The sequence below is a fragment of the Streptomyces sp. NPDC028331 genome, assembly GCF_055565775.1.
In genome coordinates this window covers 25,900-50,141 of sequence record NZ_JBVHTR010000014.1, presented here as the reverse complement: position 1 = coordinate 50,141, position 24,242 = coordinate 25,900, and the positions used below count along the sequence as shown (strand labels likewise).

Annotated in this window: 21 protein-coding genes; 10 read left to right on the top strand and 11 right to left on the bottom strand. The window is 74.6% G+C overall.

The genetic code is table 11. The features are described from left to right. Positions 1-16 precede the first annotated feature (16 nt). Positions 17-979 carry a UDP-glucuronic acid decarboxylase family protein gene (locus ACZ4SW_RS21260; protein WP_468246089.1) on the bottom strand — a complete coding sequence of 321 codons (963 nt, stop codon included), beginning with the start codon at positions 977-979 and terminating at the stop codon, positions 17-19. 462 nt (positions 980-1,441) lie between these two features. Between ACZ4SW_RS21260 and ACZ4SW_RS21255 the strand changes: the two genes are divergently transcribed. Beyond that, a complete protein-coding gene (locus ACZ4SW_RS21255) occupies positions 1,442-3,193 on the top strand; it encodes a glycoside hydrolase family 15 protein (protein ID WP_468246082.1) in 1,752 nt (583 codons plus the stop codon). A gap of 85 nt (positions 3,194-3,278) precedes the next feature. Here ACZ4SW_RS21255 and ACZ4SW_RS21250 read toward each other — a convergent pair whose 3' ends face one another. From ACZ4SW_RS21250 to ACZ4SW_RS21225, 6 genes are all read right to left on the bottom strand, one after another. Continuing rightward, a complete protein-coding gene (locus ACZ4SW_RS21250; RefSeq protein WP_468246076.1) occupies positions 3,279-3,770 on the bottom strand; it encodes a DUF1360 domain-containing protein in 492 nt (163 codons plus the stop codon). A 31-nt stretch (positions 3,771-3,801) separates the two neighbouring features. Beyond that, on the bottom strand, positions 3,802-4,752 hold the full coding sequence (locus ACZ4SW_RS21245; protein WP_468246867.1) for a DMT family transporter: 951 nt from the start codon (positions 4,750-4,752) through the stop codon (positions 3,802-3,804). Between the two features lie 67 nt (positions 4,753-4,819). Next, complete coding sequence (locus ACZ4SW_RS21240; protein ID WP_468246069.1) at positions 4,820-5,758, bottom strand: cyclase family protein; 939 nt, start codon at positions 5,756-5,758, stop codon at positions 4,820-4,822. A 213-nt stretch (positions 5,759-5,971) separates the two neighbouring features. After that, positions 5,972-6,775, bottom strand: coding sequence for a polysaccharide deacetylase family protein (locus ACZ4SW_RS21235; protein ID WP_468246061.1), 804 nt, complete (start codon positions 6,773-6,775; stop codon positions 5,972-5,974). Positions 6,776-6,796: 21 nt separating this feature from the next. Beyond that, positions 6,797-7,759, bottom strand: a complete 963-nt coding sequence (locus ACZ4SW_RS21230) for a DMT family transporter (protein ID WP_468246055.1) — start codon at positions 7,757-7,759, stop codon at positions 6,797-6,799. Between the two features lie 7 nt (positions 7,760-7,766). Further along, positions 7,767-8,615 carry an SDR family NAD(P)-dependent oxidoreductase gene (locus ACZ4SW_RS21225; protein WP_468246049.1) on the bottom strand — a complete coding sequence of 283 codons (849 nt, stop codon included), beginning with the start codon at positions 8,613-8,615 and terminating at the stop codon, positions 7,767-7,769. A 375-nt stretch (positions 8,616-8,990) separates the two neighbouring features. On the opposite strand from ACZ4SW_RS21225, the gene ACZ4SW_RS21220 reads away from it, so the two are divergent. Then, positions 8,991-10,055 carry an MGDG synthase family glycosyltransferase gene (locus ACZ4SW_RS21220; protein ID WP_468246043.1) on the top strand — a complete coding sequence of 355 codons (1,065 nt, stop codon included), beginning with the start codon at positions 8,991-8,993 and terminating at the stop codon, positions 10,053-10,055. 111 nt (positions 10,056-10,166) lie between these two features. Here the strand turns inward: ACZ4SW_RS21220 and ACZ4SW_RS21215 are convergent, their stop codons facing one another. Beyond that, positions 10,167-10,613, bottom strand: coding sequence for an SPW repeat protein (locus ACZ4SW_RS21215; RefSeq protein WP_468246039.1), 447 nt, complete (start codon positions 10,611-10,613; stop codon positions 10,167-10,169). Between the two features lie 207 nt (positions 10,614-10,820). On the opposite strand from ACZ4SW_RS21215, the gene ACZ4SW_RS21210 reads away from it, so the two are divergent. Then, complete coding sequence (locus tag ACZ4SW_RS21210) at positions 10,821-11,858, top strand: MFS transporter (protein ID WP_468246864.1); 1,038 nt, start codon at positions 10,821-10,823, stop codon at positions 11,856-11,858. Here ACZ4SW_RS21210 and ACZ4SW_RS21205 read toward each other — a convergent pair. Continuing rightward, positions 11,842-12,648: an SGNH/GDSL hydrolase family protein gene (locus ACZ4SW_RS21205; protein WP_468246032.1), complete on the bottom strand. Its 807-nt coding sequence runs from the start codon at positions 12,646-12,648 to the stop codon at positions 11,842-11,844. The genes ACZ4SW_RS21210 and ACZ4SW_RS21205 overlap by 17 nt on opposite strands. Positions 12,649-12,914: 266 nt before the next feature. Here ACZ4SW_RS21205 and ACZ4SW_RS21200 point away from each other — a divergent pair, with 266 nt between their 5' ends. The 5 genes from ACZ4SW_RS21200 (at position 12,915) to ACZ4SW_RS21180 (ending at position 19,946) form a co-directional block, all read left to right on the top strand. Further along, complete coding sequence (locus ACZ4SW_RS21200; RefSeq protein WP_468246026.1) at positions 12,915-13,364, top strand: hypothetical protein; 450 nt, start codon at positions 12,915-12,917, stop codon at positions 13,362-13,364. A gap of 228 nt (positions 13,365-13,592) precedes the next feature. Next, entirely contained in the window at positions 13,593-13,952 is a 360-nt protein-coding gene (locus tag ACZ4SW_RS21195) for an STAS domain-containing protein (RefSeq protein ID WP_468246020.1), read from the top strand. After that, positions 13,949-14,905, top strand: a complete 957-nt coding sequence (locus ACZ4SW_RS21190) for an anti-sigma factor RsbA family regulatory protein (protein ID WP_468246015.1) — start codon at positions 13,949-13,951, stop codon at positions 14,903-14,905. The genes ACZ4SW_RS21195 and ACZ4SW_RS21190 overlap by 4 nt, the downstream gene beginning before the upstream one ends. A 340-nt stretch (positions 14,906-15,245) precedes the next feature. Beyond that, positions 15,246-15,608 (top strand): hypothetical protein, encoded by a 363-nt coding sequence (locus ACZ4SW_RS21185; protein ID WP_468246009.1) that lies wholly within the window; start codon positions 15,246-15,248, stop codon positions 15,606-15,608. Positions 15,609-15,617: 9 nt separating this feature from the next. Beyond that, positions 15,618-19,946 carry an HAD-IC family P-type ATPase gene (locus ACZ4SW_RS21180; protein ID WP_468246002.1) on the top strand — a complete coding sequence of 1,443 codons (4,329 nt, stop codon included), beginning with the start codon at positions 15,618-15,620 and terminating at the stop codon, positions 19,944-19,946. Positions 19,947-20,180: 234 nt separating this feature from the next. Here the strand turns inward: ACZ4SW_RS21180 and ACZ4SW_RS21175 are convergent, their stop codons facing one another. Continuing rightward, positions 20,181-20,993 (bottom strand): helix-turn-helix transcriptional regulator, encoded by an 813-nt coding sequence (locus ACZ4SW_RS21175; RefSeq protein ID WP_468245995.1) that lies wholly within the window; start codon positions 20,991-20,993, stop codon positions 20,181-20,183. Between the two features lie 569 nt (positions 20,994-21,562). Here ACZ4SW_RS21175 and ACZ4SW_RS21170 point away from each other — a divergent pair. Together ACZ4SW_RS21170 and ACZ4SW_RS21165 are read left to right on the top strand one after the other, a co-directional pair. Further along, positions 21,563-22,135 carry a methanogen output domain 1-containing protein gene (locus ACZ4SW_RS21170; protein WP_468245990.1) on the top strand — a complete coding sequence of 191 codons (573 nt, stop codon included), beginning with the start codon at positions 21,563-21,565 and terminating at the stop codon, positions 22,133-22,135. Continuing rightward, complete coding sequence (locus ACZ4SW_RS21165) at positions 22,065-23,711, top strand: SpoIIE family protein phosphatase (protein WP_468245986.1); 1,647 nt, start codon at positions 22,065-22,067, stop codon at positions 23,709-23,711. The genes ACZ4SW_RS21170 and ACZ4SW_RS21165 overlap by 71 nt, the downstream gene beginning before the upstream one ends. A 12-nt stretch (positions 23,712-23,723) precedes the next feature. Here the strand turns inward: ACZ4SW_RS21165 and ACZ4SW_RS21160 are convergent, their stop codons facing one another. Then, entirely contained in the window at positions 23,724-24,155 is a 432-nt protein-coding gene (locus ACZ4SW_RS21160; RefSeq protein ID WP_468245982.1) for a MarR family winged helix-turn-helix transcriptional regulator, read from the bottom strand. Positions 24,156-24,242: the final 87 nt, after the last annotated feature.

The window sequence follows — 24,242 nt, the reverse complement described above, 5'->3', positions numbered from 1 at the left end:
CCGGAGGCTTGCCGGGTCAGCGGCCGGCGGTCGCGCGGAACCAGTCGACGGTGCGGCGCAGGCCCTCCTCGGCGTCCACCTCCGGCTCCCAGCCGAGCTTGTCGCGGGCCAGCGTGATGTCCGGGCAGCGCACGGCCGGGTCGTCCGTCGGCCGCTCGATGAACCGGATCTCCGACGTCGACCCGGTGAGCCGGATGACCAGGCGGGCGAGGTCGAGCATGGTGATCTCGGAGGGGTTGCCGATGTTCACCGGGCCGCGCATGCCGTGCGCGGCCGCCGCGAGAATGCCGCGGACGGTGTCGTCGACGTAGCACAGGGACCGCGTCTGGCGCCCGTCACCGGTGACGGTCAGCGGCTCACCGGCCAGCGCCTGCCGCACGAACGTCGGAACCGCGCGGCCGTCGTGGCCGCGCATCCGCGGACCATAGGTGTTGAACAGGCGCACGATGCCGGTGTCGGTGCCCTTCGCGTCGGCGTGCGCGGTGGTCAGGGCCTCACCGAACCGCTTGGCCTCGTCGTACACGCTGCGCGGGCCGACCGGGTTCACATGCCCCCAGTACCGCTCGTCCTGCGGGTTCTGCTGCGGGTCCCCGTAGACCTCGGAGGTCGAGGCGAGCAGGAAGCGCGCGCCGGAGCGGTGGGCGAGGTCCAGGGCGTTGCGTGTGCCCAGGCTGCCGGTGTCCATCGTGTGCAGGGGCAGGCGCAGATAGTCGGCGGGCGACGCGGGGGAGGCGAAGTGGAGTATGAGATCCGGCTTGCGGTCGACGGTCAGCCCTTCCGCCACATTGGCCCGCACCAGGGTGAACCCGGGCCGGTCGAGCAAGGGGGCCACGTTCTCCGGCCGGCCCGTGCTGAAGTCGTCCACGCAGGTGACCGCGGCTCCCGCGTCCAGCAGGGCGGCGCACAGGTGGGAACCGACGAACCCCGCGCCGCCGGTGACGACGGCGTGGTCCCAGTTCCGTGACAAAGGGCTGGCCATTGAGAACTCCTCCCTGCGCGGCGACGGCGTGTCGGGCCCCTGGTCCGGGCACCGGGCCGCTGACGTCGCGGAAGACCGTCGAGTACCCCGATCAGCGTCCGTCGCCGGAGCGAGGGCGGCTCGGTGGTGTACGTCAACCGGGTGAGTGACGCAGCGTGAGGACCCCCGGCGCGCACGCGACCCGACGGGCACGCCGGCCGCTCCCACGCGGGCCCGTGGCGGTGCGGCGGGACGCGCCGGGGGCAGCGGACGGGGCGGCGGACGCCGCCGGGTCGTTGACATGGGGCACCGGTTTCCCCACTGGTCGCAGCCCAATCACCGGATCTCTCCCGCCGTGCCGGGACGCTTCTCACACGCCCGTCACCAATGCCGCAGCTCAAACGGGGTAGCCGTACGGCCTGAGGGCCGTGTCGCCCCGAATCCGTGCGCCCCCCGGTCGGCCGAGTCAGGAGGCAGAACGACATGAGCACACCGTTCCAGCCGCACGCGCTGCACGACTACGCGCTGCTGGCCGACGGGGAACGAGGCGCGCTGATCGGCCCCTGCGGCGACATCGGCTGGCTGTGCTCACCCGGCTGGCACAACGACGCCGTCTTCGCCTCCCTCATCGGAGGCGCCGGCGTCTACGCCATCACCCCGAGGGCCCGGCACGTCTTCGGCGGCTACTACGAGGAGGGCACCCTCATCTGGCGCAGCCGCTGGGTCACCACCGACGGCGTCATCGAGTGCCGGGAGGCCCTCGCCTTCCCCGGCGAGGCGGGACGCCTGGTGCTGTTGCGACAACTGCACGCCGTGGACACGGTGGCCCACGTACGGGTCCTGCTCGAGCCGCACGCCGACTACGGCCGCTCCCCCCTGGCCTCCGCCCACCGCGCCGAGGACGGCGTGTGGTACCTCACCTCGGGCGCCCACCGTCTGCGCTGGCAGGGCGCCCCGTTCGCCGTCCCCCGCGGTCAGGGCCTGGAGGCCGAGATCGTGCTCAAGCCCGGTGAGCGCCACGACCTGGTGCTGGAGTGCTCCGCCTCACCCCTGCCCCGCACCGCCCCGCGGGCCGCCGAGACCTGGGCCGCGACCGAACGCGCCTGGCGCGAGGCCGTACCCGCGCTCGACCACACGATCGCCCCCCGCGACGCCCGCCGTGCCTACGCCGTCCTGCGCGGCCTGACCACCCACGGCGGCGGCATGGTCGCGGCCGCCACCACCAGCCTGCCGGAACGCGCCGAGGCGGGGCGCAACTACGACTACCGCTACGTGTGGATCCGCGACCAGAGCTACGCCGGACAGGCCGCGGCGGCCACCAGCGCCCCCGAACTCCTCGACGGCGCCGTGCACTTCGTCGGCGCGCGGCTGCGGGACGACGGCCCGCGCCTGGCCCCGGCCTACACCGTGCACGGCACCAGCGTCCCCGGCCAGACGGAACTCGACCTGCCCGGCTACCCCGGCGGCTTCAGCCGTGTCGGCAACCACGTCAGGGAGCAGTTCCAGCTCGACTGCTTCGGCGAGGCCCTGCTGCTGTTCGCGGCGGCCGAACGCCGGCAGCGGCTGGACGCCGACGGATGGAAGGCCGCCGAGATCGCGGTACGGGCCATCACCGAACGCTGGCAGGAGCCCGACGCCGGGATCTGGGAACTGGACTCCCAGTGGTGGTCCCACAGCCGGCTGACCTGCGTGGCCGGGCTGCGCGCCCTGGCCGCGGCGGCCCCCCGCCATCCGCTCGCCGACCGCTGCACCCGCCTCGCCGACACCCTCCTGGACACGACCACGCGGCGCTGCCTGCACGCCGACGGCTTCTGGCAGCGCACCCCCGACGACCCGAAGGCCGACGCCGCCCTGCTCCTGCCGGCCGTACGCGGCGCCCTGTCCCCCGAGGACGACCGCACCCGCGCCACCCTGGCCGAGTGCCGGCGACGGCTGGCCGACGACCACTACATCTACCGCTTCCGGCACGACGAACGCCCTCTCGGGGAGGCCGAGGGGGCGTTTCTGCTGTGCGGGTTCGTCATGGCGCTCGCCGAGCACCAGCAGGGCCGGTCGATCGACGCCCACCGCTGGTTCGAACGCAACCGCGCCGCATGCGGGGCGTCCGGGCTGTACGCCGAGGAGTTCGACATCGCCCAGCGGCAGCTCCGCGGCAACCTTCCGCAGGCGTTCGTCCACGCCCTGCTGCTGGAGACCGCCGCGCGGCTGGCCGAGGACCCCGGGGCGCACGCCTGACGTCCGCCGAGGACCGGCGGGGCGTGGTCCTGACCTTCCCCGAGGACCGGCGGGGCGCGCCTGACGCCCGGACCGACGTCCGGCGTCAGCTCTCGGCCGCCTCGGCCGTCGCGCTCCACCCGTACTGCAGCCAGTCCGACACCGCGACGGCCGTGAGGCCCGCGCACACCAGGCGCGTGGCCCTCGGCGCCGCGGCGTAGGAGCACACCAGCGCCCCGGCCACCCATGCGGCGGTGCAGAACGGGCAGGACAGCAGGTCGCCCACGGCGTGCCGCACGCCGCTGCCGCGTGCCTGGTCCATCACCTCATTGGCCGTGCTGTCGGACTCCCGCCGGGTGAACGGCGCCCGCAGAAAGCTGGTCACCTTGTCCTTGGTCAGCAGCCGGGACGCCTTGAACGTCGCGGTGCCCAGCAGGGCGACGTCCCACGGCGGCACCTGCTGCGGAAGCTGCAGCCCCCGGCGGCGCGCCACCGCGGCGAACAGCGCGGCGCCCGCCGTGAACGTCGTCGCCAGGACCGCGTAGCCGCGGAGCGGTACATCGCCGCTCCGGTCGTAGCGCGTGTCATCCACGGTCATGCGCATGCCTCCCTCGCAGCTCGCCACCAGGTCAGCCCTCGCTCGCGGGCCGCTCTCCCTCCCGGCCCCGCCGGGCGCGCGGACCCCGGCTGTCCCGGCCCTCTCCCTGCGGCCCCGAGTCCCCGTGGCCCTCGCCCACAAACGCCTGCCGGGGTTCGGCCTCGGCCGCATGGACTCCGGACACCGCCCGGCTCAGCCTCAGCACCCCGCACACGATCAGGACGACCCCGATGGCCTCGGGCAGCAGCCACCAGCCGGTCCGGATCCGCTCGTCGAACAGGGTGATGCCCAGTACCAGACTCACGGTGGCGTCCCCGATGGTGAGCGCCGGCTGGGACGCGGTCAGCGCGCCCGCCTGGAGCGCGTTCTCCAGCAGCAGGATGGCGCAGACACCGGTCAGCGCGAACCCGTACGTCTGCCACGACTCCAGGAAGGCGACGAGGCCGCCCGCCGCGAACCTGCCCGTCGCGGACTTCAGCAGCGCCGCGGTCAGGGCGTTGCCGACCGCCGAGGCCGAGGCCAGCACGGCCGCCCGGAACAGCGGCGGGCGAGCGGGCCGGGCGATGACGACCGCGGCGGCCATGGCACCCAGGCAGGCCGCGAGGACCGGGATCCAGCGCACCATGGACGCCTGGTCCGTCACCCCGGAGGGAGCGGCGGAGCCCAGGACCAGGGCGAGCCCCATGACGACCCCGGTGATCGCCCACCAGGCCGCGGCCGGCAGCCGCCGCCGCATCAGGGGAGCGGCGATCAGCAGCGCGAACGGCAGTTCCAGCACGAACAGCGGCTGCACCAGCGCCATCGGGCCGTTCACCAGGGCGAGCGCCTGGAACAGCGCGGCGCCGACGACGCCGCCGATACCGATGACCCAGGCCGGCCGGTGGGCCAGCGCGATGAGCAGCCGGAGGCCACCGCCGCGCGCGACCGTGGACGCCGCCTTGCGTTGGAACGCGGTGCCGACCGCGTTGCTTGCGGCACCCATGACGGCGAACAGCGCGGCGAGAAGGATCACCTGTCCAGCATGCCCCCGGACGCAGCGGCAGGCGGCCTCAGAACACCGCGACCGGATTGACCGGCGAGCCGGTGGCCCCCGGCAGCCGCAGCGGGGCGACCACACACAGGAACGACCAGCGGCGCAACTCCTCGCACACCGGCACCAGGTCCTCGAACTGCAGGTAGTCGAGCAGGTGGACCCCCATCGCGTGCACCGCCAGCACATGCACGGGCGTGGCGACCCCCTCGGCCACGCTCGGCGCGACATCGCTGTCGGCGTCGCTGCCGAGCACCGCGACCTGCCGCTCGGCCAGGAACTCCGCCGCGGCCGGATGCAGCCCCGCCCGGGACGCACCCGACTCCCAGGGTCCCAGCTCGCTGCGCCGGCGGCGATGGCCCACCCGGACGAACAGCAGATCACCGGCGCCGACCCGCACCCCCTGGGCCGCCTCCGCCGCGGCCAGTTCCTCGCCCGTCACCGGATCGCCCGGCTCCAGCCACCGCACCCCGCGCAGCCGGGGGATGTCCAGCAGCACGCCCCGGCCGACGATCCCGTTCCGCGCCACGTCCACGGAGAGCTCCTCGGCGCCGGCCGCCGTGACACGGGCCGCGTCGACGCCTCCGTGCAGCGTGCCGTCGTAGATGACGTGGCACAGGGCGTCGAGGTGGCTGTCCACGTCGCCGTGGATGTTCATGCGGAAGTGGTCCCAGGTGTACTGCTCGCCACGGCCGTCGATGCTCCCGGCGACGGGCCCGGTCATACGGTGCTCGGCCGGCTCGGCGCTGTCCGGTCCCCGGTGCGTCTCCACCGGCGCGGCGAGGCCGACCTGACGGCCCGTTCGGACTTCGCGGGCCGCGGCCACGACACGGTCCGGCGTGATCAGCTCGAGCGCGCCACGGCCGCCCCGTCCTCCCGGGCCATGGCGCCGCACTCGGTCGTACAACGCCCGGAACTCCTCCGCACCGACCGGAGGAAGGCTTCGGAGGCCGGCCACGTCAGCACCTCTGCTTCGGGTCGAGGGCGCCGTCCGGGGTGCACGCCGCCATGGTCAGGTACCGCCGGGCGAAGCTATCCGAGGGGCGGGCGGGCGGCCGGGTGCGCCTCGGGTGTCGCCACAGGATCGCCCGTACGGCGCAGGCACCGCGGACCGGCGCTTCGGGCGACCGGCCACTGCCCGGCCCTGGTCCGGGTCCTCGCGGACGCGGGGTCAGGCGCCGCCCGCGTACTCCACCGGGGCCTCCCGCGCCGCCGTTTCCTGCGCGCCGGCCTCCCCACCGTGTTCGCCGAGCGGTCCCACCGACAGCCCCGCCGCACGACAGTCCTCCACGATGCCGGGCAGCGCACCGAGCGTGGCCCGCCAGCAGCCGACCGCCGCCGCGTGGTCCGAGTCGTGCAGCAGCAGGGTCCCGCCACCGCGCAACCCTGCGTCGGCCGTCGCGCGTACGGAGGCCGGCGTGGCGTCGGCCGTCCAGTCCTTGCCCCACGCCGTCCACAGCACCGGTCGCAGCCCGGCCCGCCGGGCCGCCGCCCAGCGCCCCGACGTGAGGATCCCGTACGGCGGCCGGTACCACCGAGGCCGACGGCCTGCCGCGTCGTGGACCGCGTCCACCGTCCGGACCAGGTCCGCCGTGTCCCGGGCGGGAGAGGGCAGCCAGGGCCGGTCGTGGCTCCAGCCGTGCACGGCGAGCTCGTGCCCCCGCTCGACGGTTTCCCGGGTCAGGGCCGGGTAGCGCACCACGCTCTCGCCCAGCACGAAGAACGTCGCCCGTACGCCGAGATCGTCCAGCGCATCGAGGAAGTGCGGTGTGGAGCCGGGATCGGGCCCGTCGTCGAACGTGAGAGCGATGTGGTCGGGCCGGCCCACCCCGGCCAGCCCGGGCAGGAAACGGCGGCGCAGACCGGGCAGCCAGGTGGCGGCCGGACCGATGTGCGCGGCCGCGGCCGCCGCCGCGAGCGGCGCCAGGAGGGCCGCCGCGCGCCGGGTGGGGGAGGTGCCGTGAGGACGAGTCATCGGGCAACTGCCTCCTTGTCGTCAGGGGCCGGGTCGGTCCCGGTCCGGGCCACCGACCGACGGCCTACCCGGTGCCCCTTCCACAGTGCCGGGATCCGGTCCGTCCCGCTGGTCGGGTGTCGTGTCCCAGGCGCCGCCGGCCCACGGGGCGCCCGCCAGTCCGATACTGCCCGCGCCGATGAGCGCGAAGCCGAGTACCTCGGGCAGCACCCGCACCCCGAGGGCGATCTGCTCGTCGAACAGCGCCGCTCCCAGCGCCACCCCGACCATCGCGTCCCCGAGGGTCAGAGCCGGCTGCGACGCCGTCAGGGAGCCGGCCCGGAACGCGCTCTGCAACAACAGGAAACTGACGATCCCGATCAGCGCCGTCACGTACGGCGGCCACTGCGTCAGCACGGCCCCCACCCCCTGCGGGAGCCGCCCCATGACCTCCTTCAGCAGCGCTGCCGTGGCGGCGAACGACACCGCGCTCGCCAGCCCCAGGAGCGTCGCCCGCGCCGCACTCCGCACGGCACGGGCCGAGACGACCAGCACCACCACGGCGCACACCACCGCCGCTCCTGCCGGGACCCAGCGTCCCGGCAGGGCCGTGGTCCGGCCGGGGGAGGGCGCGGCCACTCCCAGGAACAGCGCCAGTCCGGCGGCGAGGGCGGTGAACGCCAGCCAGGTGCGCCGGCTCGGGCGGCTGTGGAAGACGACGCTGCCGACGGCCAGGGTGAACAGCAACTCGGTGGCCAGCAAGGGCTGTACGACGGCCAGGCTGCCCACGGCCAGCGCGGCGGCCTGGAACAGGGTCGACAGCGCGAGCAGCCCGGCCCCTGCCAGCCAGTACGGCCGCCGCAGCACATGGCCGAGCCAGCGCGCCGCCTGCCGCACCCCGCGCCCGCCCGAGGGTTCGTCCGTCGCCGCCCGCCGTTGCAGCACGGAGGCCGAGGCGTTGGACAGCGCGGTGAGCAGCGCCAGTACGACGGTGAGAGCGCTCACCCGCCACTCATCCGAACGCGGCGGCGAGCCGACGGTACAGGCCGGGCGCCGCACCGCGGATCCGGGCGGGCAGCCGCATCCACCGGGGCACGTACACCTCGTCCCGGCCCCGGCTCACGGCGGACCAGACGGCGTCCGCCACCCGCTCGGGCGGCACCGGCTTCGGCCTGGACCGCCGGTAGGGCTCACCCCGGCGGTCGAAGAACGGGGTGTCCACCACGCCGGGGACCACCAGAGTGACCCGCACCCCGGTGCCGCGCAGTTCGTAGCGCAGTGCGTCGGCGAACGCCGCGAGCGCCGCCTTGGCCGCGGAGTAGACGGCCTCGCCGCGCACGCCGACCGCACCCGCCAGCGACCCGACGATCACCACGCGTCCGGAACCCGCCTGGACCATATGGGGGACGAGCTGCCGTACCAGGTGGAGTGTGGCGACCAGATCGACGTCGATCACCTCGTCGATGGCGCGCGGGGGCATGCTGCTGAACTCGCCGGCCCAGCCGATCCCGGCGCACGCCACCAGCAGGTCCACCCGGCCCAGCCGCTCGAGGGTGAACTCGGCCAGTTGCCGGCCGGCTCCCGGGCGGGTGAGGTCCGCCGGGTAGCCGGTGGCCGATGCCCGGTCGGCGACCTGCGCGAGACGTGTCGAGTCCCGCCCGTTGAGCACCAGACGCCAGCCGCCCTCGGCGGCCAGCCGGCGTGCGACGGCCGCCCCGATGCCCGAGGAGGCGCCGGTCACCAGCGCGGTGGCCGGGTGGGTCGCCCGGTCACCGGCGTGTCCGGGCGCGGTGGCGGCGGGAGCCGATGTCTCGACGGAGAGAGCGGGGACGGATCGAGGAGGGGAGGGAGCATGGGACATGACGGCTGACCTCGGCTCGGCTGCGACGGCGAACACCGCACGTACGGACGGGTTGCGACGGCTGATGGTCGGGTGCTCCTGATGTCGAGCACTCTTGCGCTGAGAGGTTGAAGCGGACGAAGCGGACGGTGAGTATCCCGCTGGCCCCACCACGAAACCCGCGAAACGCGCGGGTTTGGAAGGTGTGGCTCGGGACAATCAGTACCAGTGCGTGTATTTTCCCCCGGGTCTCGACGCCGAGCGACGCGAGCGGCCACCACCCCTGCCCGCCGCCCGGCGGCCGGAGCGGCCGTTTCGACGGGACCGGCCGCCGTCCCCGCGGCCCCGTCCCCGTCCTCCGACGGCTCCCGGCGGATCCTGATCCTGAGCGCGAGCATGGGAGCCGGACACGACACGGTCGCGGGCGAACTGGCGCGACGCGCACGGGAGCACGGCCACGATGCGCACGTCGTCGACGTGCTCGCCCTCCTGCCGTACGGCCTGGGCACCGGCCTGCGCCGCTTCTACCAGGCCTCCGTGCGGCACTTCCCGTGGGCGTACGCCGCCCTGTACCGCACCTTCCTGCGCCGGGGGCCGGGCCGGCGCCCCAGCGGCGTCCCCCTGGCCCGCCTCGCGGGCCGCCGCCTGACGGACCTGGTGGACCGTACGGGCGCCGATGTCGTCCTCCCCGTTTTCCACCTCGCGGCGCAGCTCACCGGCCACCTCAGGTCCCGGGGCCGGCTGGGGGTGCCGAGCGCCGTCTTCCTGATCGACTTCGCGGTGCACCGGCAGTGGCTCCACCCGGGCAACGACCGCTACTTCTGCCTCACCGACGAAGCCGCCCGTGAGGTGGTCGAGGACATCGCCACCCCGGCCGAGGCGACCGGACCGGCCGTGGCCCCCGAGTTCCTCACCCGGGGCCCGGCCGCCGCGCAGTGGTCCCGCCGGTTCGCCCGGTTCGCGCCCGGGCGGACCCCGGTGATCCTGTCGGCGGGCGCCTGGGGAGCCGGTTCGGGTCTTTCCGCCACCGCCGGGCTGCTGGCCGCGCACGGTCTCCTTCCGGTCGTGCTGTGCGGCCGGAACGAGGCGCTGCGCAAGCACCTCGCCCGGATCCCCGGGGTCCTCGCGCTGGGGTGGGTCGACGACATGGCCGGGCTCATGCGCGCGGCCGGCGCCCTGGTGGACAACGCCGCCGGCCAGACCGCCGTACAGGCGCTCGCCGCGGGCCTGCCGGTGGTGGGATTCCGCCCCCTGCCGGGCCACGGCGCGGAAGGCGTCCGCAGGATGGCCGCACTCGGCCTGACGGAGCTGGCGGAGACGGAGTCCGAACTGCTCGCAGCCCTCAGGCGCCTCGCCACCCCCGGCCCCGCCCGCGACCGCCGTGTCGCCCAGGCCCGCACACTGTTCCGCGCGGACGTCCTGACACGGGTGGTGGAACTCCTGGACACCTCACCCGTCTGAGCCGTCCCGGCGGGCGCCGGGCCGGGTCGTGGTGCGTCGAGACGGGCGGGAGCGTGCCGGTGTACGCGGCTCACGTACGCCCGGCACGCTGGGCTGTCCCCTGCTGTCCTCTCACTGGGGGGCGCGGCGTGCGACGCCGATGGTCAGGCCCATGGCCGCCAGGCCCAGCGCAGCCGTCACCGCACCCACCGCGCAGTTGTTCGCGATGATGCCGGCCCGCGCGCTGTGCGTGGCAGTGACCACCCAGGGCGAGATGATGAGCCACACACCGAGCGGGGCGACCACCCAGGCCAGGCGGAACATGCGCTCGGGCACCAGCGTCATACAGAGCCCGATCAGGGCGACGGTGAGGCCGACGATCAGGTTGTTGACGGTGATGAAGGGCGTACCGGAGAAGTGCACGACCCAGGGCGATATGGCGGCGTAGACACCTGCCATGAGGATCAGCCCCTCAAGGGCGATCGCCCCGCTGCTGGCCGCCGTGCGCTCGAGCCGTTCCCGCATCTCCGCTATCTCGGGATGCGTGCCCATTCCACTGGAGTGCTGCGGATACGACATCGCTGTGCCTCTCGATGAGGATTGATTTTTTCCTTATGTACACAGTTCCCCCATTCAGGTGGATTTACCCAGTTTTGTGCCATCTGTGGGTGTGGCGTCGCTGCATCCCGTCGTCCGTGCGGCGGCGGACCGTGAGCGCCGGTGCGCCGCGACGCGTTCGCGGGTCGCGCAGCGGCGGGAGCAGTACCGGCGCTCCGGGCCGCTGCCCTGGGTGATGCCCTGATCGCGGCCGGCACGGTCGCCGCCGCACTGGGCGGGCCGGTGCTCGGGGTGCTCCTCGACAGGACGGCTCGCCCGGGCCGTCTGCTCGCCGTCGCGCTCACGCTCCACGGAACGGGTCTGCTGGCGATCCTCGTCGGCATCGGCCGCCTCCCCCTCGCCGTCTGCGTGCTGATCGCCGTGCTGACGGGCATTCCGGGACCGGCACTGTCGGGCGGCTGGACGGCCCAACTCCCCCGAGTGGTGCCGCGCGACCACCTCGTGCGAGCCAACGCGCTCGACGCGCTGACCTTCGCTCTGGCCGGCCTGCTCGGGCCCGCCCTGGCCGGCGCTGCCGCGCAGGCGTACGGAGCACCGGCCTCCGCGGTGCTCATCGGCCTGGCCGTACCGGCCGCGTGGGGCCGCCCGCCGAAGACCGACCCTCGAACGACCCGAAGGCCGCCTCCCCGCTCCGCGAACTCGTCGCCGGCGTACGGTTCATCGTCCGTGCCCCCCCGCCTGGCTCGCGCAACCCTCACCTCGGTCATCTCCTGCGCCGCCCAGGGCATGCTGACGGCCTGCCTCCCGCTCCTCGGCGAACGCGTGCTCGGCGGAGCCGGCCAGGGCGCGATGCTGCTCTCCGGCGCGGCCGTCTCCGCCTTGACGGCCAACGCCGCACTCGCGCGATGCCCGCGTCCGGTCGAGCCGGACACCCTGCTGTGGGCCGGTGCCCTCGTGCAGGCCGCCGCGCTGCTTCTTCTGGACGCCATGGGGCGGCCCGCCGCACTCGCCGGCGCCGTCCTCCTGGCCGGAATCGGTGAAGGGCCCCAGCTCACCGCCCTGTTCGCGGAGCGCCACCGGGAGACCCCCGAACACCTGCGCGGTCAGGTGTTCACCACGGGAGCCGGCCTGAAGATCACCGGGTTCGCCCTCGGAGCGCCGCTCGCCGGGGCCGCCGCCGCCCGGTCCCTCCCCGGCACCCTGGCCCTTGCGGCCGGCGCGCAGGTGCTCGCCGCGTCGGTCGGCGTGTTCAGGCGGTACGGGTGAGAGCGGGGAGGTAGGCCTGGGACTGTCCCCGTTCGGTGGGATGGTACGACTCGGTCGGAGCGAGCCAGTTGACACTGTGGAGCCACGGGGCGACGGAGCAGATCTCGTGACCGGCGAAGGCGCCGGTGACGTCGACGTAGGTGAACCCGTGGTGCGCGGCCCGTTCGCCGATGACCTTGTCGAGGTGATCGACGGCGCCGTTGAGGGCGGAACGGGTGGTGTCCGGCAGCCCCGTCCTGCAGCTTCCGTTGAGCTGGTACAGGTGCGGGTAGCCCAGGACGACGACATGGGCGTGGGGAGCCTTGGCCCGGATGGCGGCGTAGAGGCGGTCGAGGTCGCCGGGGAGGTCGCCGTCCATGCGGTCGAGTGCTTCGTGGACGGCGTCCAGACAGGTCCCCGAGCTGTGCAGCACACAGGTCGTCATGACATGGGAGAAGCCGGCGTCACTGCCGCCGACGGTGATGCTGACCAGCCCCGTACGGGCGTTGAGCGGGCCGAGCTGACTGCTCAGCACGTCGCGGGCACGGGCGCCGTTGCAGGCGGTGAAGTCGAAGCTGGACGGCGCGTGGGCCGCCGCCCACAGGGCGGGGAAGGAATGACTGCTGCGCAGACAGTCGGTGCTGGAGCTGAGGTAGCCGCCGGCACCGACACCGGCGGAGTAGGAGTCGCCGAGGGCGACGTACCCGGCGGCGTACGCGCGAGGAGCGGCGTGTGCGGTGGGGGTGGCGACGAGGGCGTAGACGGCGGTGAGGAGCGAGCACAGACGTGCGGCGATACGCGAGGGTCTCATGCATTCCGCTTACCACCGCGCACACGGCCCGGCTGTCGTTCCGCCGGGCGACGCCCGTCCCTGTTGAGAAGCCGCCGCACCTGTGCCCGTTGAGCGCGGTGGCCCGCCACGGGCCTCTTACCACCGCTGAAGCCCATGTCGGCACGCGCACTCCAGGCCACGGACGGCACCCGATCGGCCGTCACCCGACCGGCGACGTTTGGGTGCGGCGCGCGGGGAACCCGAAGGGTCAGTCCGGTATCGCCGACCACAGGGGAGTGCGGGGTATGCGACCTGTGACCAGAGGCCTGCTCGCCGGGGCGGCCGGCACGGTCGCGCAGAACGTGGCCGCCTACGGCGACATGCTGCTGCGCGGCCGGTCCTCCAGCCGGATGCCGGCCCAGGTCGCGGACCGACTCGCCGACCGCACGGGCATCGAACTGGGCGGCGGAGAGACCGAATCCCACCGCGAGGAGGCCGCCGGAGCGCTGCTCGGCTACGTCACCGGTCTCGCCGTCGGAGCCGCGTACGGGCTGCTGGGGCGCCGCGGCGCACCGCCCCTGTGGGCGGCAGGGCCCCTGCTCGGCGCCGCGGCCATGGCCGGCAGTGATGTGCCCGCCACCGCGCTCGCCGTGGCCGACCCCACCTCCTGGGACCTCACGTCCTGGGTGTCCGACGCGCTGCCGCACCTGGTGTACGGCCTGACCACGGCCTCCGTGTACCAGGCGCTCGGCTGACCGCGCTGGGCAGGCGCACGACGGGCGGGGCCGACCACCGAGTGCCCGCACCGAATCGTCCGCCGTCCCGGCGATCCGGCCGACGGGGTGCCGGGGTGACGGCCCCTGAGCGCCGCCGTGGCGGTCCCGGGCCATGCCGAGCGCCCGCCGTCGCGATGCCGCCGCACCGCCTCGTCCGGCCGTGGGCCATACTGGCTGGGTTCGGGAGCAGCCGCACAAGGTGGAGAGATGGACACACCACAAGGCACGCGGCAGGAGGCCGACCAGCCCCTGCCGACGGCCGCATTGACGGGCTGGCCGCTGCCGGACCGGGCCGGGTTGCGGGCGGAGGGCGAAGTCAGCCTGACGACGCAGCCGGTGTGGGAGCGTCTGCTGGAGGAAATCGTGCACGGGGACGAGCCGGTGTGTCATCTGGAGCTGTCCGCGGTGACCTTCATCGACGTCCGAGGCGTCGCTTCGCTCGCGGCGGCGGCCCAAGCCCTGGGCGACGGGCGGCGCATCGTGCTGTCCCGGCCCCCGGTGAGTCTGCGGCGGATGCTGGAGTTGTTCTGGCCCGAGCTGTCGGTGATCGAGGTGGCGCAGTCATGAGTGGCACGACGGTGGGCGACCGGTTCTGGCACCCCGCCCTCTTCTACTCCGGCCGGGACGACTTCCTGGCCGGCACCGTGCCGTTCGTGCGGGACGGACTGGCCGCCGGGGAGCCGGTGGCGGTGGCCGTGCCGGGCGACAATCTGCGTCTGCTGCAGGACGCGCTCGGTGAACAGGGCGAGGCCGTGGAGTTCCTGGACATGACCGAGGCCGGGCGCAATCCGGGGCGGATCATCCCCCGGGTGCTGCGCGGCTTCGCGGACGCCCACCCCACGGGCCGGGTGCGGATCATCGGGGAGCCCATCTGGGCCGGACGCACCGCGACCGAATATCCCGCGTGCGTGCAGCACGAGGCGCTGATCAACGCGGCCTTCGAGGGCCGGGCGGTGAGCATCCTGTGCCCGTACGACACCTCCCGGTTGGGTTCCGAGGTGATCGCCGACGCGCACGCCACCCATCCGACGCTCATCGAGGGCGGCAAGGAGCGCGCCAGCGCCGCCTACGCGCCGGAGCAGGTCGTCATCCGTTACAACCAGCCCCTTCCTCCCGCACCGCTCGACGCCTCCCCGTTCGCCTTCGACGCCGCCGCGCTGCCCGCCGCCCGCCGCTTCGCCACCGAGCAGGCGGCACTGCTGGGCCTGGCAGAGAGCCGGGCGGCGGACCTGGAGCTCGCGGTGGCCGAGCTGACCACGAACAGCGTGGTGCACGGCGGCGGCCGTGGCACCCTGCGCATGTGGGCGCAGGACCGGCAACTCGTGTGCGAGGTCAGCGACGCAGGAGTGCACACCGATCCGCTGGCCGGGCGCATCCCTCCGCCCGGCGCCCAGCCCGGCGGCCGGGGCCTGCTCCTGGTCAACGTCCTCGTCGACCTGGTCCGCCTGCACACCGGTCCGGACGGCACGACCACCCGCATCTACCTCCGCACGGAGAAGCACACCCCCGACGCCCGCTGACCGACCAGGAAGACCGGGCGACCAGGGAGACCGGGCGACCAGGAAGAGGTCGTCACCCACTGACGGCCGTGCCGCGCACGTTCCCGCCCCTGGCCGGCTGTGCCCTGTCCGTCCCGGCCCCCACGGTGTCCCCGCCCCTCCCCGCACGTATGCGCGCCGCGGGCCGCTGCGGGGCCACGCGTCCCCACTCGGCGAGCGGTGCGGCGTCGTCCTCGGCGGGCACGGCAGCGCGCAAGGCAACACACGGGGCCGCAACGTGACCAAGACCTGGGGATGGCCGGCGTGCGGGCGGGAACCCGGGCCCCGCGAGAAAGCGATGTCACCACGGATGAGGTGAGTCATGGCGGAGCAGAAGTCATCGTCCCTGCCGGCGCCGCTGAGGGCCGTTCCCCGGCCGGTGCGCGACGCGGCCTCGGCCCTGGGCCGGCTGCCCGGCGCCGGGACGGTGGGCCGAGCGGCCGAGGGAACGCTGGAGAAGGTGGGCGCCGTGTCGCCGCGAGGGCGGCGGTCGGCGGTCTACGCGGGGGCCGGAGTGCTCGGCGCGGTGGGTGTGGTGGAGTGGCCCGTCGCCCTCACCGCTGCGGCGGTGGCCTGGCTCACGCAGCCCCGGCCGCAGCAATCCAGGTCCGCGTCAGTGACGGGGCCCGCGGCGTCCTCCGGACGCGACGGCTCGGACACGCGCCGCGCCCGTACGGCCGGCTGAGGGCGCGTCATGGTCCTCGCACTGCTGATGAACCCTTCGGCCACCGCCCGGCGCGCCGTGCCGGCGGCGGCCCGCCTGTTCGAGCAGTCGGCCCCGACGGCCGTGGGCGCGGCCGCGGGAGCCGTGACCCAGGCGGCGCGGGCCGGGGTGCGAAGCGCCGACGCCGCGGTCCGGGTCGCCCGCGTCGCCCGGCACGCGCTGCCGGGCCGTCCCCGCCCGTGGCGGTCGGGCAATCGGGCGCACCTCGCGCTGCGGCCGGCGGTTCCCGCGGAGGAGCGGTGGGCGGGCGGAATCGCCACGAAGGCACGCCGGGTGGCCGCGGCACTGGCGGAGCACCCCGATGTGGCCTTCGCGTACTGGGACGGCGGGCTGGCCCGGCTGGTGGTGGCCGCGACCGAGGACGCCGCCACCGACCGTGTCGTGGAGGACGCGACCGGCATCGCCGAACGCCACGGGCTGCTCCGCGCGGACGACCTGCCGGAGGAGTACCCGCATCCGGCCGAGCCCTCCGGGGTACGGGCCGCGGCGGCCGCGCTGGCGGCCGACGTGGCCGGCACCGCGGCCGCGGTGGTCGGGTCGGCGCTGCGCCTGCCGCCGTCGCCCCGCCTGGTGACCGCGGCCGTGACCCTGCTGCGGGAGAACCCGCGCTTCCGCGACCTGCTGCGCGCCCGGCTGGGCCGCACCGGTATGGACCTGGCACTGGCCTGGGCGAACGCGGCCGCACACGGTGCCGGCCAGACCCCCACGTCGCTGGTGCTCGACGGAGCGCTGCGATCCTGCCAGTTGGGGGAGACGATGGCTCGCGCGGCCGCCTTCGACGCGGTCCACGACGAGCTGTGCACACCGGAGCGTGTCAGCGTCCCCGCGGGCCGGGCTCCGCGTCCCCGGCTGCGCCCCGCCCCGGCCCAGGAGTACGCGGCACGTGCCTCCACCGGAAGCCTGATCGGCGCCGCGGTGACCCTGCTGGTCAAACGCGACGTCGGTGAGGCCGCCGAGGCGGTGCTGGCGGGTTCGCCGAAGGCCGCGCGCTACGGACCCGCCGCCTTCCACGCCGTGCTGAGCGGCGCACTGTCACGCGAGGGCGTGCTGGTGCGCGACCCGCAGCGGCTGCGGCAACTGGAGACGGCCGGCACGGTCGTGCTGCACCCGAGCGCGCTGCGCACCGAAGGCGGCGACGCCGACCCCTGGGCCGAGGTCGTGCTGGACGCGGCGCGCCGCGCCGGGCTGCGCGTCGTGGTCGTGGACGATCCCGCGCTGGAGGAGTTCACCGGACTCGCCGACCAGGTCGTGGACGCACGCCGACCGCTGGACGACGTGGTGCACGGGCTGCGCGGCGACTCCGGCGGCGTCGTCACGGTCGCCCGACTGACCTCGGCCGACGAGCAGACCGTCCTGGCAGGACTGCTCGCCGGTGACGTCGCCGTCGCCCTCACCGACCGGGACGCCGCCGTCGTGTGGGGAGCGGACGTCCTGGCCCGGCACGGCCTGCGCGACGTGTGGCGGCTGCTGGCCGCGGTCCCCGCGGCACGTGCCGTCGGCCGCCGCGCACAGACCCTGGCCCGCTCCGGTGCCGCGCTCTCCGGGCTGCTGGTGGCCGTCGGCGAGTCCAGGGGCGGCCGGGGGCGGGGCGGCCTGCTGCCCGGTCTGCGGCACGTGCCGGTCGACGTCAGCGCGGCGACGGCCCTCGCGTCCGGAGCGCGCGCCGCGCTGGGCGTCGCCGCTGCCCGCGCCCCGCACCCCCGCCCGCGCGTGCCGTGGCACGAGCTGCCGCCGGAGGAGGCTCAGGCCCGGCTCGTCGGCGAACGAGCCCGCGAACCGGACCCGGTGGACCTGGTCACGGCCCGGCTGCGCAAGGCGGCCGGCACCGCCGCGCGGATGCCCGCCCTGGCTCCGGCACGCTGGTCGTTCCAGCTCGCCCGGGCGGTGCGCGGCGAACTCGACGACCCCCTCACGCCGGTCCTGGCGGTCGGCTCCGCCGCCTCGGCGATCCTCGGCTCCGTCGTCGACGCGGCGCTCGTCGTCGGCGCGCTCGACCTCAACGCGCTGGTCGGGGGCGTACAGCGGCTGCGGGCCGAACGGGCGCTGTCCGGCCTGCTCGCCGAACAGCAGCAGAAGGCACGCGTCGCACCCGCGCACGAGGACGCGGCAGAGCCCGCGCGGACGGTGGACGCCGCCCGGCTCAGGCCCGGCGACGTGATCGAGCTCAAGGCGGACGACGTCGTACCCGCCGACGCACGAGTGCTCTGGCAGGACGGCCTCGAGGTCGACGAGTCGGCGCTGACGGGGGAGTCCCTGCCGGTCGCGAAGCAGGTCGGTCCGACCCCGGGCGCCCCCCTCGCCGACCGGAGTTGCATGCTGTTCGAGGGCACCACCGTGGTGGCCGGCGAGGCCGGGGCCGTCGTGGTGGAGACCGGCGAGAGCACCGAGGCCGCCCGTGCCGTGACGCTCGCCGCACGCACCCCGCCCTCCGCCGGCGTGCAGGCCAGGCTGCAGCAACTCACCCGTAAGGCACTGCCGCTCACACTGGGCGGCGGAGCCGCGGTGACCGGACTGGCGCTGCTGCGGGGCACGCCCATCCGGGAGGCGGTCAGCGGCGGTGTGGCCGTCGCCGTGGCCGCCGTTCCCGAGGGGCTCCCGCTGGTCGCCACGGTCGCACAGCTCGCGGCCGCCCGGCGGCTCGGCCACCGCGGCGTCCTGGTGCGCACCCCGCGCACGCTGGAGGCCCTGGGCCGCATGGACACCGTCTGCTTCGACAAGACCGGCACCCTCACGCAGAACCGGCTGCGCCTGACGCGTGTCGCCGACGCCGACGGCACGGTGCACGGCGCGGCGGAGGCGGCGGTCGCCGGGATCGTACGGGACGCGGCACGCGCCTGCCCCCGGCTGAACGGCGGCTCCGAGCGGCCGGTGCACGCCACCGACGCGGCCGTCCTGGACGCGGCCGGAGCCGACCCGGAGTGGGAGCAGGCCGAGGGCCTGCCGTTCGAGGCGGCCCGCGGCTATGCCGCCGCGGTCGGCAGCGCCGCCGACGGTCCGCGCACGCTCGTGGTCAAGGGCGCCCCGGAGACCGTTCTGCCCGCCTGCTCGGCGCTGCCGGACCACGCCTCCGCCACCGCCCGGGCGCTCGCCGGCGAGGGCCTGCGGGTCCTGGCGGTGGCCCGGCGCACCCTGGGCGAGGACGAGAAGGAGTCCGGCGCCCTCGAAGGACCGCTGGAGCGGCTGGAGTTCGCCGGTCTGCTGGCGCTCTCCGACGCTCCGCGCGAGACGTCCCAGGCCCTGGTGCGGGACCTGCGGGAAGTCGGCGTACGGCCGGTCATGCTGACCGGCGACCATCCGCAGACCGCCCGGGCGATCGCCACCGAACTGGGCTGGCCGCAGGACACCGTCGTGGTCACCGGCGACGAACTGGCCGCCGCGGACCGGTCGGTGAGGATCCGCATGCTCGCCGACGCGGGCGTCGTGGCCCGGGTCGCACCGGAGCAGAAGCTCCAGGTCGTCGAGGCCCTGCGGGAGGCCGGCCGGGTGGTCGGCATGGTGGGCGACGGCGCCAACGACGCCGCGGCGATCCGCGCCGCCGACGTCGGCGTGGGCATCAGTGCCCGGGGATCGGCCGCCGCGCGCAACGCCGCCGACCTGGTGCTCACCGACGACGATCTGACCGTCCTGGTCGAGGCGGTCCGCGAGGGCCGCGCCCTGTGGCGCAGCGTCGCCGACGCGGTCGCCATCCTGATCGGCGGGAACGCGGGCGAGATCGGTTTCGGGGCCATCGGCACCCTGCTGTCGGGGACGGCCCCGCTGAGCACACGTCAGATGTTGCTGGTGAACCTGTTCACGGACCTGTTCCCGGCCATGGCGGTCGCGGTGACGCCGCAGCGTCAGGAAAGCGCGACGGAGGAACAGGAAGGACAGCAGGACGCCGCTTCCGTGGACGGGGTGCCAGAGGTCCTCGGGGCGCCCCTGATCCGGCAGATCCGCCACCGCGCGCTGACCACGTGCCTGGGTGCGGTGGCGGCCTGGCTGATCGGCCGGTTCACCCCGGGCAGCGCTCGCCGCTCCGGCACGATGGCCCTGTGCGGGGTGGTCGGCACCCAGCTCGCCCAGACGCTGGCCGACCGCCGCGACAGCCCGCTGGTCCGTGTCACGGCCATCGGCTCCGCCGTTGCACTCGTCGCGCTCATCCAGACGCCCGGCGTCAGCCGCCTGTTCGGCTGCACCCCGCTCGGGCCGTTCGGCTGGGCGGGCGTCGCCGCGGCGATCGCTCTGGCACTGATGGGCCAACGGGCGCTGCCACGTCTGGAACCGGCCATCGCCCGACTGCTGCCGACGGAGCGGGACTGACCGCCGACGGCCGGTGGGCGGGGGGTGCCCCGGGCGTCCGACGCGCCCGCCCGGGGTGCACGGTCAGCGGCCCGCCCCCGAAGCGCGGCAGGCACGGCTCGTTCGCGGCACGCGCCGACCCGGACGGAAACGGCCGGGCGCCCCAGGGCGGCCGGGAGGCCACCGAGCGGGCGCCCGGCCGGTGACCGGCCCGGCGACCGCGGACGCGACCCGCGTTTCCGGGCAGGACGTCGGCTACACCGTGCCGCGGCGGCGGTGGGGTGGCTCCGGCGCGGGCACGAGGCCGAGTCGCTGGGCGCGGAGCACGGTGCTGATGCGGTCGCGGGTGCCCAGTTTGCGGTAGACGTTCTGGATGTGCTTGTGCACGGTCCGGTCGGATATGCCGAGACGACGGCCGATGGCAGCGGCGGTCAGCGCTTCGGCGAGCAGGAGCAGGACAGCCGTCTCCCGCGGGGTGAGATCACAGTCCGCGGCCACCTCCTGCGCAGCGTCCGCAGCGGCGACCCGCTGCCAGCGTTCCAGGAGTAGCCGCTGCTGGTCGACGGCCGCCAGCAGGGGCTGCACCTGCCGGGCGAGGTGGAGGTGGTCGTCGGTGAAGTCCGTTCCCGAGCGGTAGACGAGACACCCGGTGACGGGGCTGGTCGCCCCGGGAAGCGGGATCGCCAGCACGTGATCCATGTCCAGCACGTCGTCGACCAGACGTGCGGTCGCGCTCACCGACCAGGGGGCTCCGGGCACCCGGGCGGCCGTGACCGGCGCGCGGTCGCGCTCGTTCGCGTAATGCCCCGCGAACGGGAACCCGGCGCGCAGAAGCCCCAGGGCCTCGTCCTCGAGCACGTCGAACGCCGCCGCCACGTCGGGCGCCGCACCGACCGTGCCCGCGCGCTCGCTCCAGTCGTCCAGCTTGTAGATCAGGACCTCGCCGCCGCACACGTCCGGCAGCGCGGCGGCCAGCAGCGGCCACAGCCGCCCGGGTTCGCTCTCGTGGAGCGCCGCCATGGCCACCGACAGCATGCGTTCGTAGGCCGCGCCCGGCCCCTGTGCCACGTGTCCGTCTCCGTTCGTCCGGCCGCTCGGTTACGCAGTTCTACCCATACCGGTCCCACCCCTCGCTGATCCACACTCCAACCGGGCGGCATCGACGTGCAACGGACGCGCATCCCGGCCCGCGGGCGCTCGCCAGTGGTGCGACGGGGCGTATCAGGCGACCGGGGGGTGCCTGATACGCCCCGTGGCGCCGAGGGCGGCCGATGGCCCAGTGGCCCACCGGAGTTCGTGCGGGCCGACGGCATAGGGGAACGCCGGCCCGCACGGCGGCCCGCACGCGGACAGCGGCTCTGCCCGGCTGCCCGCCGGTTCACGCCCGGCCCGGATCCACTCGTTGAACGACGTCCCGGCGCCCCCCGATGGTCGGTGGTTCCTCCTACGGTGTGAACAGTGGGCCGTCGCCGCGGCACTGCCGGCCCCGAACGTGGGGGATCGGCTCCGGAATCGAGGGTTCTTTCGTCGGCGGCAAGGGCGGTATGCTCCCCGAAGACCGTGTGGTGACAGGGGACCTGTCAGTCGACATCCGCGCCGGCCGTGCGCACGGTACTCCGCGACAGGGAGGGGCCGTCGTGAACCTCGCCAAGGATGCGCAGGTGGAGCTGGACCGCGACGTGTTCATGCGTGGACTGGTCCGCGAACTGGCGACGTCCCTTGAGTCCGTGGTCGGACTCGAGGAGGCCTCCGGCTACATCAGCCTGGTCGGCCAGTCGGTGGGGTTGCAGATCAACGAGGCCTACACCGAGGCCATGGGCCTGCCGCAGCTCACCCGGGGCCAGGTCGCCGACGTGCTGGTCGATCTCAAGCAGCGCATCGGGGGCGATTTCTACCTCATCTCCCAGGACCGGCACAGAATCGTCCTGGGCAGCCGAAGCTGCCCGTTCGCGGAGAAGGTCCTGGGGCGGGAGTCGATGTGCATGATGACCTCCAACGTCTTCGGCACCATCGCCGCGCAGAATCTCGGCTACGCACGCGTCGAGCTGGAGGAGACGATCGCCCGCGGAGCCACGGGCTGCCGCGTCGTGGTGCACCTCGATCCCGAACTCGACCTGGATCTGGGCGAGGAGCCCGGCCGTGAGTACTTCGGCGACGCCCCGGCGGTCGACGGCGACGCGGTCGACGGACCACCCGGAACGGGTGGCTGAGATGAACCCGGCGATGTTCCGCGCCATCGCCGGGCTCCTTCCCCACGCCGTCGTCGTGTGCACGGCCTCGGGCCGGGTGGTGGCCGCCAATCCCGCCACGAACCGTACGGTGGACACGCTCCGCCCCGGAGCGGAGCTCACGGACCTGGTGCTGGACCCCGCCGACATGCGCCGGCGCATGGCCCAGTGGTTGCGCAGCGGCTCCCCGCTGCCCGGCGTCATGACCGTGCGCAACAGCGCCGGCGACCCGTTGCGCCTGCGTTGCCACGGAGGCCGGGCCACCTGGTGGAAGGGCAGCGAGCCGGTCGTCCAACTGCACCTGTCCCGGCTCGACGTCAGCGACCGCTTCGTGGCGCTCAGCCAGCGCGTCAGCCTGCTGAACCAGCAGATGGCCTACCGGCACGCGATCGCCCAGCAGCGCGACCGGCTGCTGCGCACCGAGCAACGGGCCCGCGCGCGCATGCAGCGCCTGTACCGGCTCACGGCGGCCCTGGCGGCCAGCGCCACCCTCTCCGACGTCTGCGACGCCGTGCACAAGTGCGCTCCCCAAGCTCTGGACGCCGCGGACGTGACGCTCGAGCTGTACCCGCGGCGCATCGTGCCGTCCCTCGGCCCGGCCGACACGCTGCCCGTCACGACGGCCCCCTGGGTGGACCTCGACCGGCCGTACACCCCGTCTGTCCCCGGGCAGGCGCAGGAGAGCGAGCAGCGCGTCCCGCTGCAGGCCGAAGGTGTCACCCTCGGCACCCTGGTCATCCACTATGCGCCGGGAGCCGAGCAGGACGCCGAGCACACCGTCGCCATCGGCCAGCAGATCGCCCAGGCCGTGCGCCGGGCGGGCCTTTTCGAGCACGAACACCGCCTGGCCGAACGCCTCCAGCGCAGCCTGCTGCCCAACCTGCCGTCCGTCGACGGCCTCGACATCGCCGGCGGGTACGCCCCCGGCACCCGGCTGGTGGACGTCGGCGGCGACTGGTACGACGTCCACCTTCTCGACGAGGAGACCGTCGGCCTCACCATCGGCGACATCGCGGGCCACGGCATCGCCGAGGCCACCGCCATGGCCCAGACCACCACGGCGCTGCGCAGCATCGCCCGGCGCAGCGGTAGACGTCCGCCCGCCGTCCTCGCGGAGCTCAACGACTTTCTGGGCACCTACCACCACGGCCTGATGGCCACGGCCTGCTACGCCGTCTACGACCGCCGTACCCGCACCCTGCGGTACTCCCGGGCGGGCCATCCGCCGCCCCTGCTGATCCACGGCGACGGCTCCGGCCGGTACCTGGAGGGCGCCCTCGCCCCACCGCTCGGCCCCGTCCCGTTCACCGACTACCCGCAGGCGGAGACCACCGTCCCGGCGGGTGCCACGCTCGTCTTCTACACCGACGGCCTGATCGAACGGCGTGGCCAGAGCCTGGACATCGGCCTGGAACAGCTCCTTCAGACAGCGCGTTCGACCGCGGGCCTCGACGCCGAGGGCGTCTGTTCCCTGCTGCTGCACCAGCAGCCCGACACGGAGATGCCCGACGACAGGGCCCTGCTCACCGTGGGCTTCCCGTCGTCGTCATCGGGCTGAAGCGCGCCCCTGTCAGGCCGTGGCCTCCCGGATGCGTGCGAGCAGGGCCCGTAGCCGGGTACGGTCTTCCGCGCTCAGGTCGGCCGTGGCCTCGGCCAGCGCGAGGCGGTCCACCTCTTCCGCTTCGCGATGGCACTGACGGCCCTGGTCGGTGAGGCGGAGCAGGAAGGCCCGGCGGTCGTGCGGATGGCGCACACGCTCCACCAGGCCGTCGCGCTCCAGGCTGTCGACGATGCTCGTCGTGGTCCGGGCCGCGACCCCCGTCATCTCGCTCAAGTCCCGCATCCGCAGGGGTTCCGCTGCCCGTGCGAGCATCCGCAGGGCGCGGAGCCGGGCGACCGAGGCGCCGTGGGAACGCAGCCGGGACTCCACGAAGCGGCGCAGTTGGTGGGCCGTCTCGTAGAGCTCGTCGACCAGGATGTCGCTGCTGCCCTGCACTGCCATGTGGATCCCCCGCTCCGTCGCGATAATCCATTCTATGAGCATCCTCATACTGAGTATGCTCAGTATGTGCTTCCGCTCAGCCGTCGT

What these genes read in the sequence shown, in the direction of transcription:
- ACZ4SW_RS21260 (WP_468246089.1), bottom strand. Translation starts at nt 979, where the DNA reads ATGGCCAGCCCTTTGTCACGGAACTGGGACCACGCCGTCGTCACCGGC.
- ACZ4SW_RS21255 (WP_468246082.1), top strand. Translation starts at nt 1,442, where the DNA reads ATGAGCACACCGTTCCAGCCGCACGCGCTGCACGACTACGCGCTGCTG.
- ACZ4SW_RS21250 (WP_468246076.1), bottom strand. Translation starts at nt 3,770, where the DNA reads ATGACCGTGGATGACACGCGCTACGACCGGAGCGGCGATGTACCGCTC.
- ACZ4SW_RS21245 (WP_468246867.1), bottom strand. Translation starts at nt 4,752, where the DNA reads ATGGGTGCCGCAAGCAACGCGGTCGGCACCGCGTTCCAACGCAAGGCG.
- ACZ4SW_RS21235 (WP_468246061.1), bottom strand. Translation starts at nt 6,775, where the DNA reads ATGACTCGTCCTCACGGCACCTCCCCCACCCGGCGCGCGGCGGCCCTC.
- ACZ4SW_RS21225 (WP_468246049.1), bottom strand. Translation starts at nt 8,615, where the DNA reads ATGTCCCATGCTCCCTCCCCTCCTCGATCCGTCCCCGCTCTCTCCGTC.
- ACZ4SW_RS21220 (WP_468246043.1), top strand. Translation starts at nt 8,991, where the DNA reads ATGGGAGCCGGACACGACACGGTCGCGGGCGAACTGGCGCGACGCGCA.
- ACZ4SW_RS21215 (WP_468246039.1), bottom strand. Translation starts at nt 10,613, where the DNA reads ATGTCGTATCCGCAGCACTCCAGTGGAATGGGCACGCATCCCGAGATA.
- ACZ4SW_RS21205 (WP_468246032.1), bottom strand. Translation starts at nt 12,648, where the DNA reads ATGAGACCCTCGCGTATCGCCGCACGTCTGTGCTCGCTCCTCACCGCC.
- ACZ4SW_RS21200 (WP_468246026.1), top strand. Translation starts at nt 12,915, where the DNA reads ATGCGACCTGTGACCAGAGGCCTGCTCGCCGGGGCGGCCGGCACGGTC.
- ACZ4SW_RS21195 (WP_468246020.1), top strand. Translation starts at nt 13,593, where the DNA reads ATGGACACACCACAAGGCACGCGGCAGGAGGCCGACCAGCCCCTGCCG.
- ACZ4SW_RS21190 (WP_468246015.1), top strand. Translation starts at nt 13,949, where the DNA reads ATGAGTGGCACGACGGTGGGCGACCGGTTCTGGCACCCCGCCCTCTTC.
- ACZ4SW_RS21185 (WP_468246009.1), top strand. Translation starts at nt 15,246, where the DNA reads ATGGCGGAGCAGAAGTCATCGTCCCTGCCGGCGCCGCTGAGGGCCGTT.
- ACZ4SW_RS21180 (WP_468246002.1), top strand. Translation starts at nt 15,618, where the DNA reads ATGGTCCTCGCACTGCTGATGAACCCTTCGGCCACCGCCCGGCGCGCC.
- ACZ4SW_RS21160 (WP_468245982.1), bottom strand. Translation starts at nt 24,155, where the DNA reads ATGGCAGTGCAGGGCAGCAGCGACATCCTGGTCGACGAGCTCTACGAG.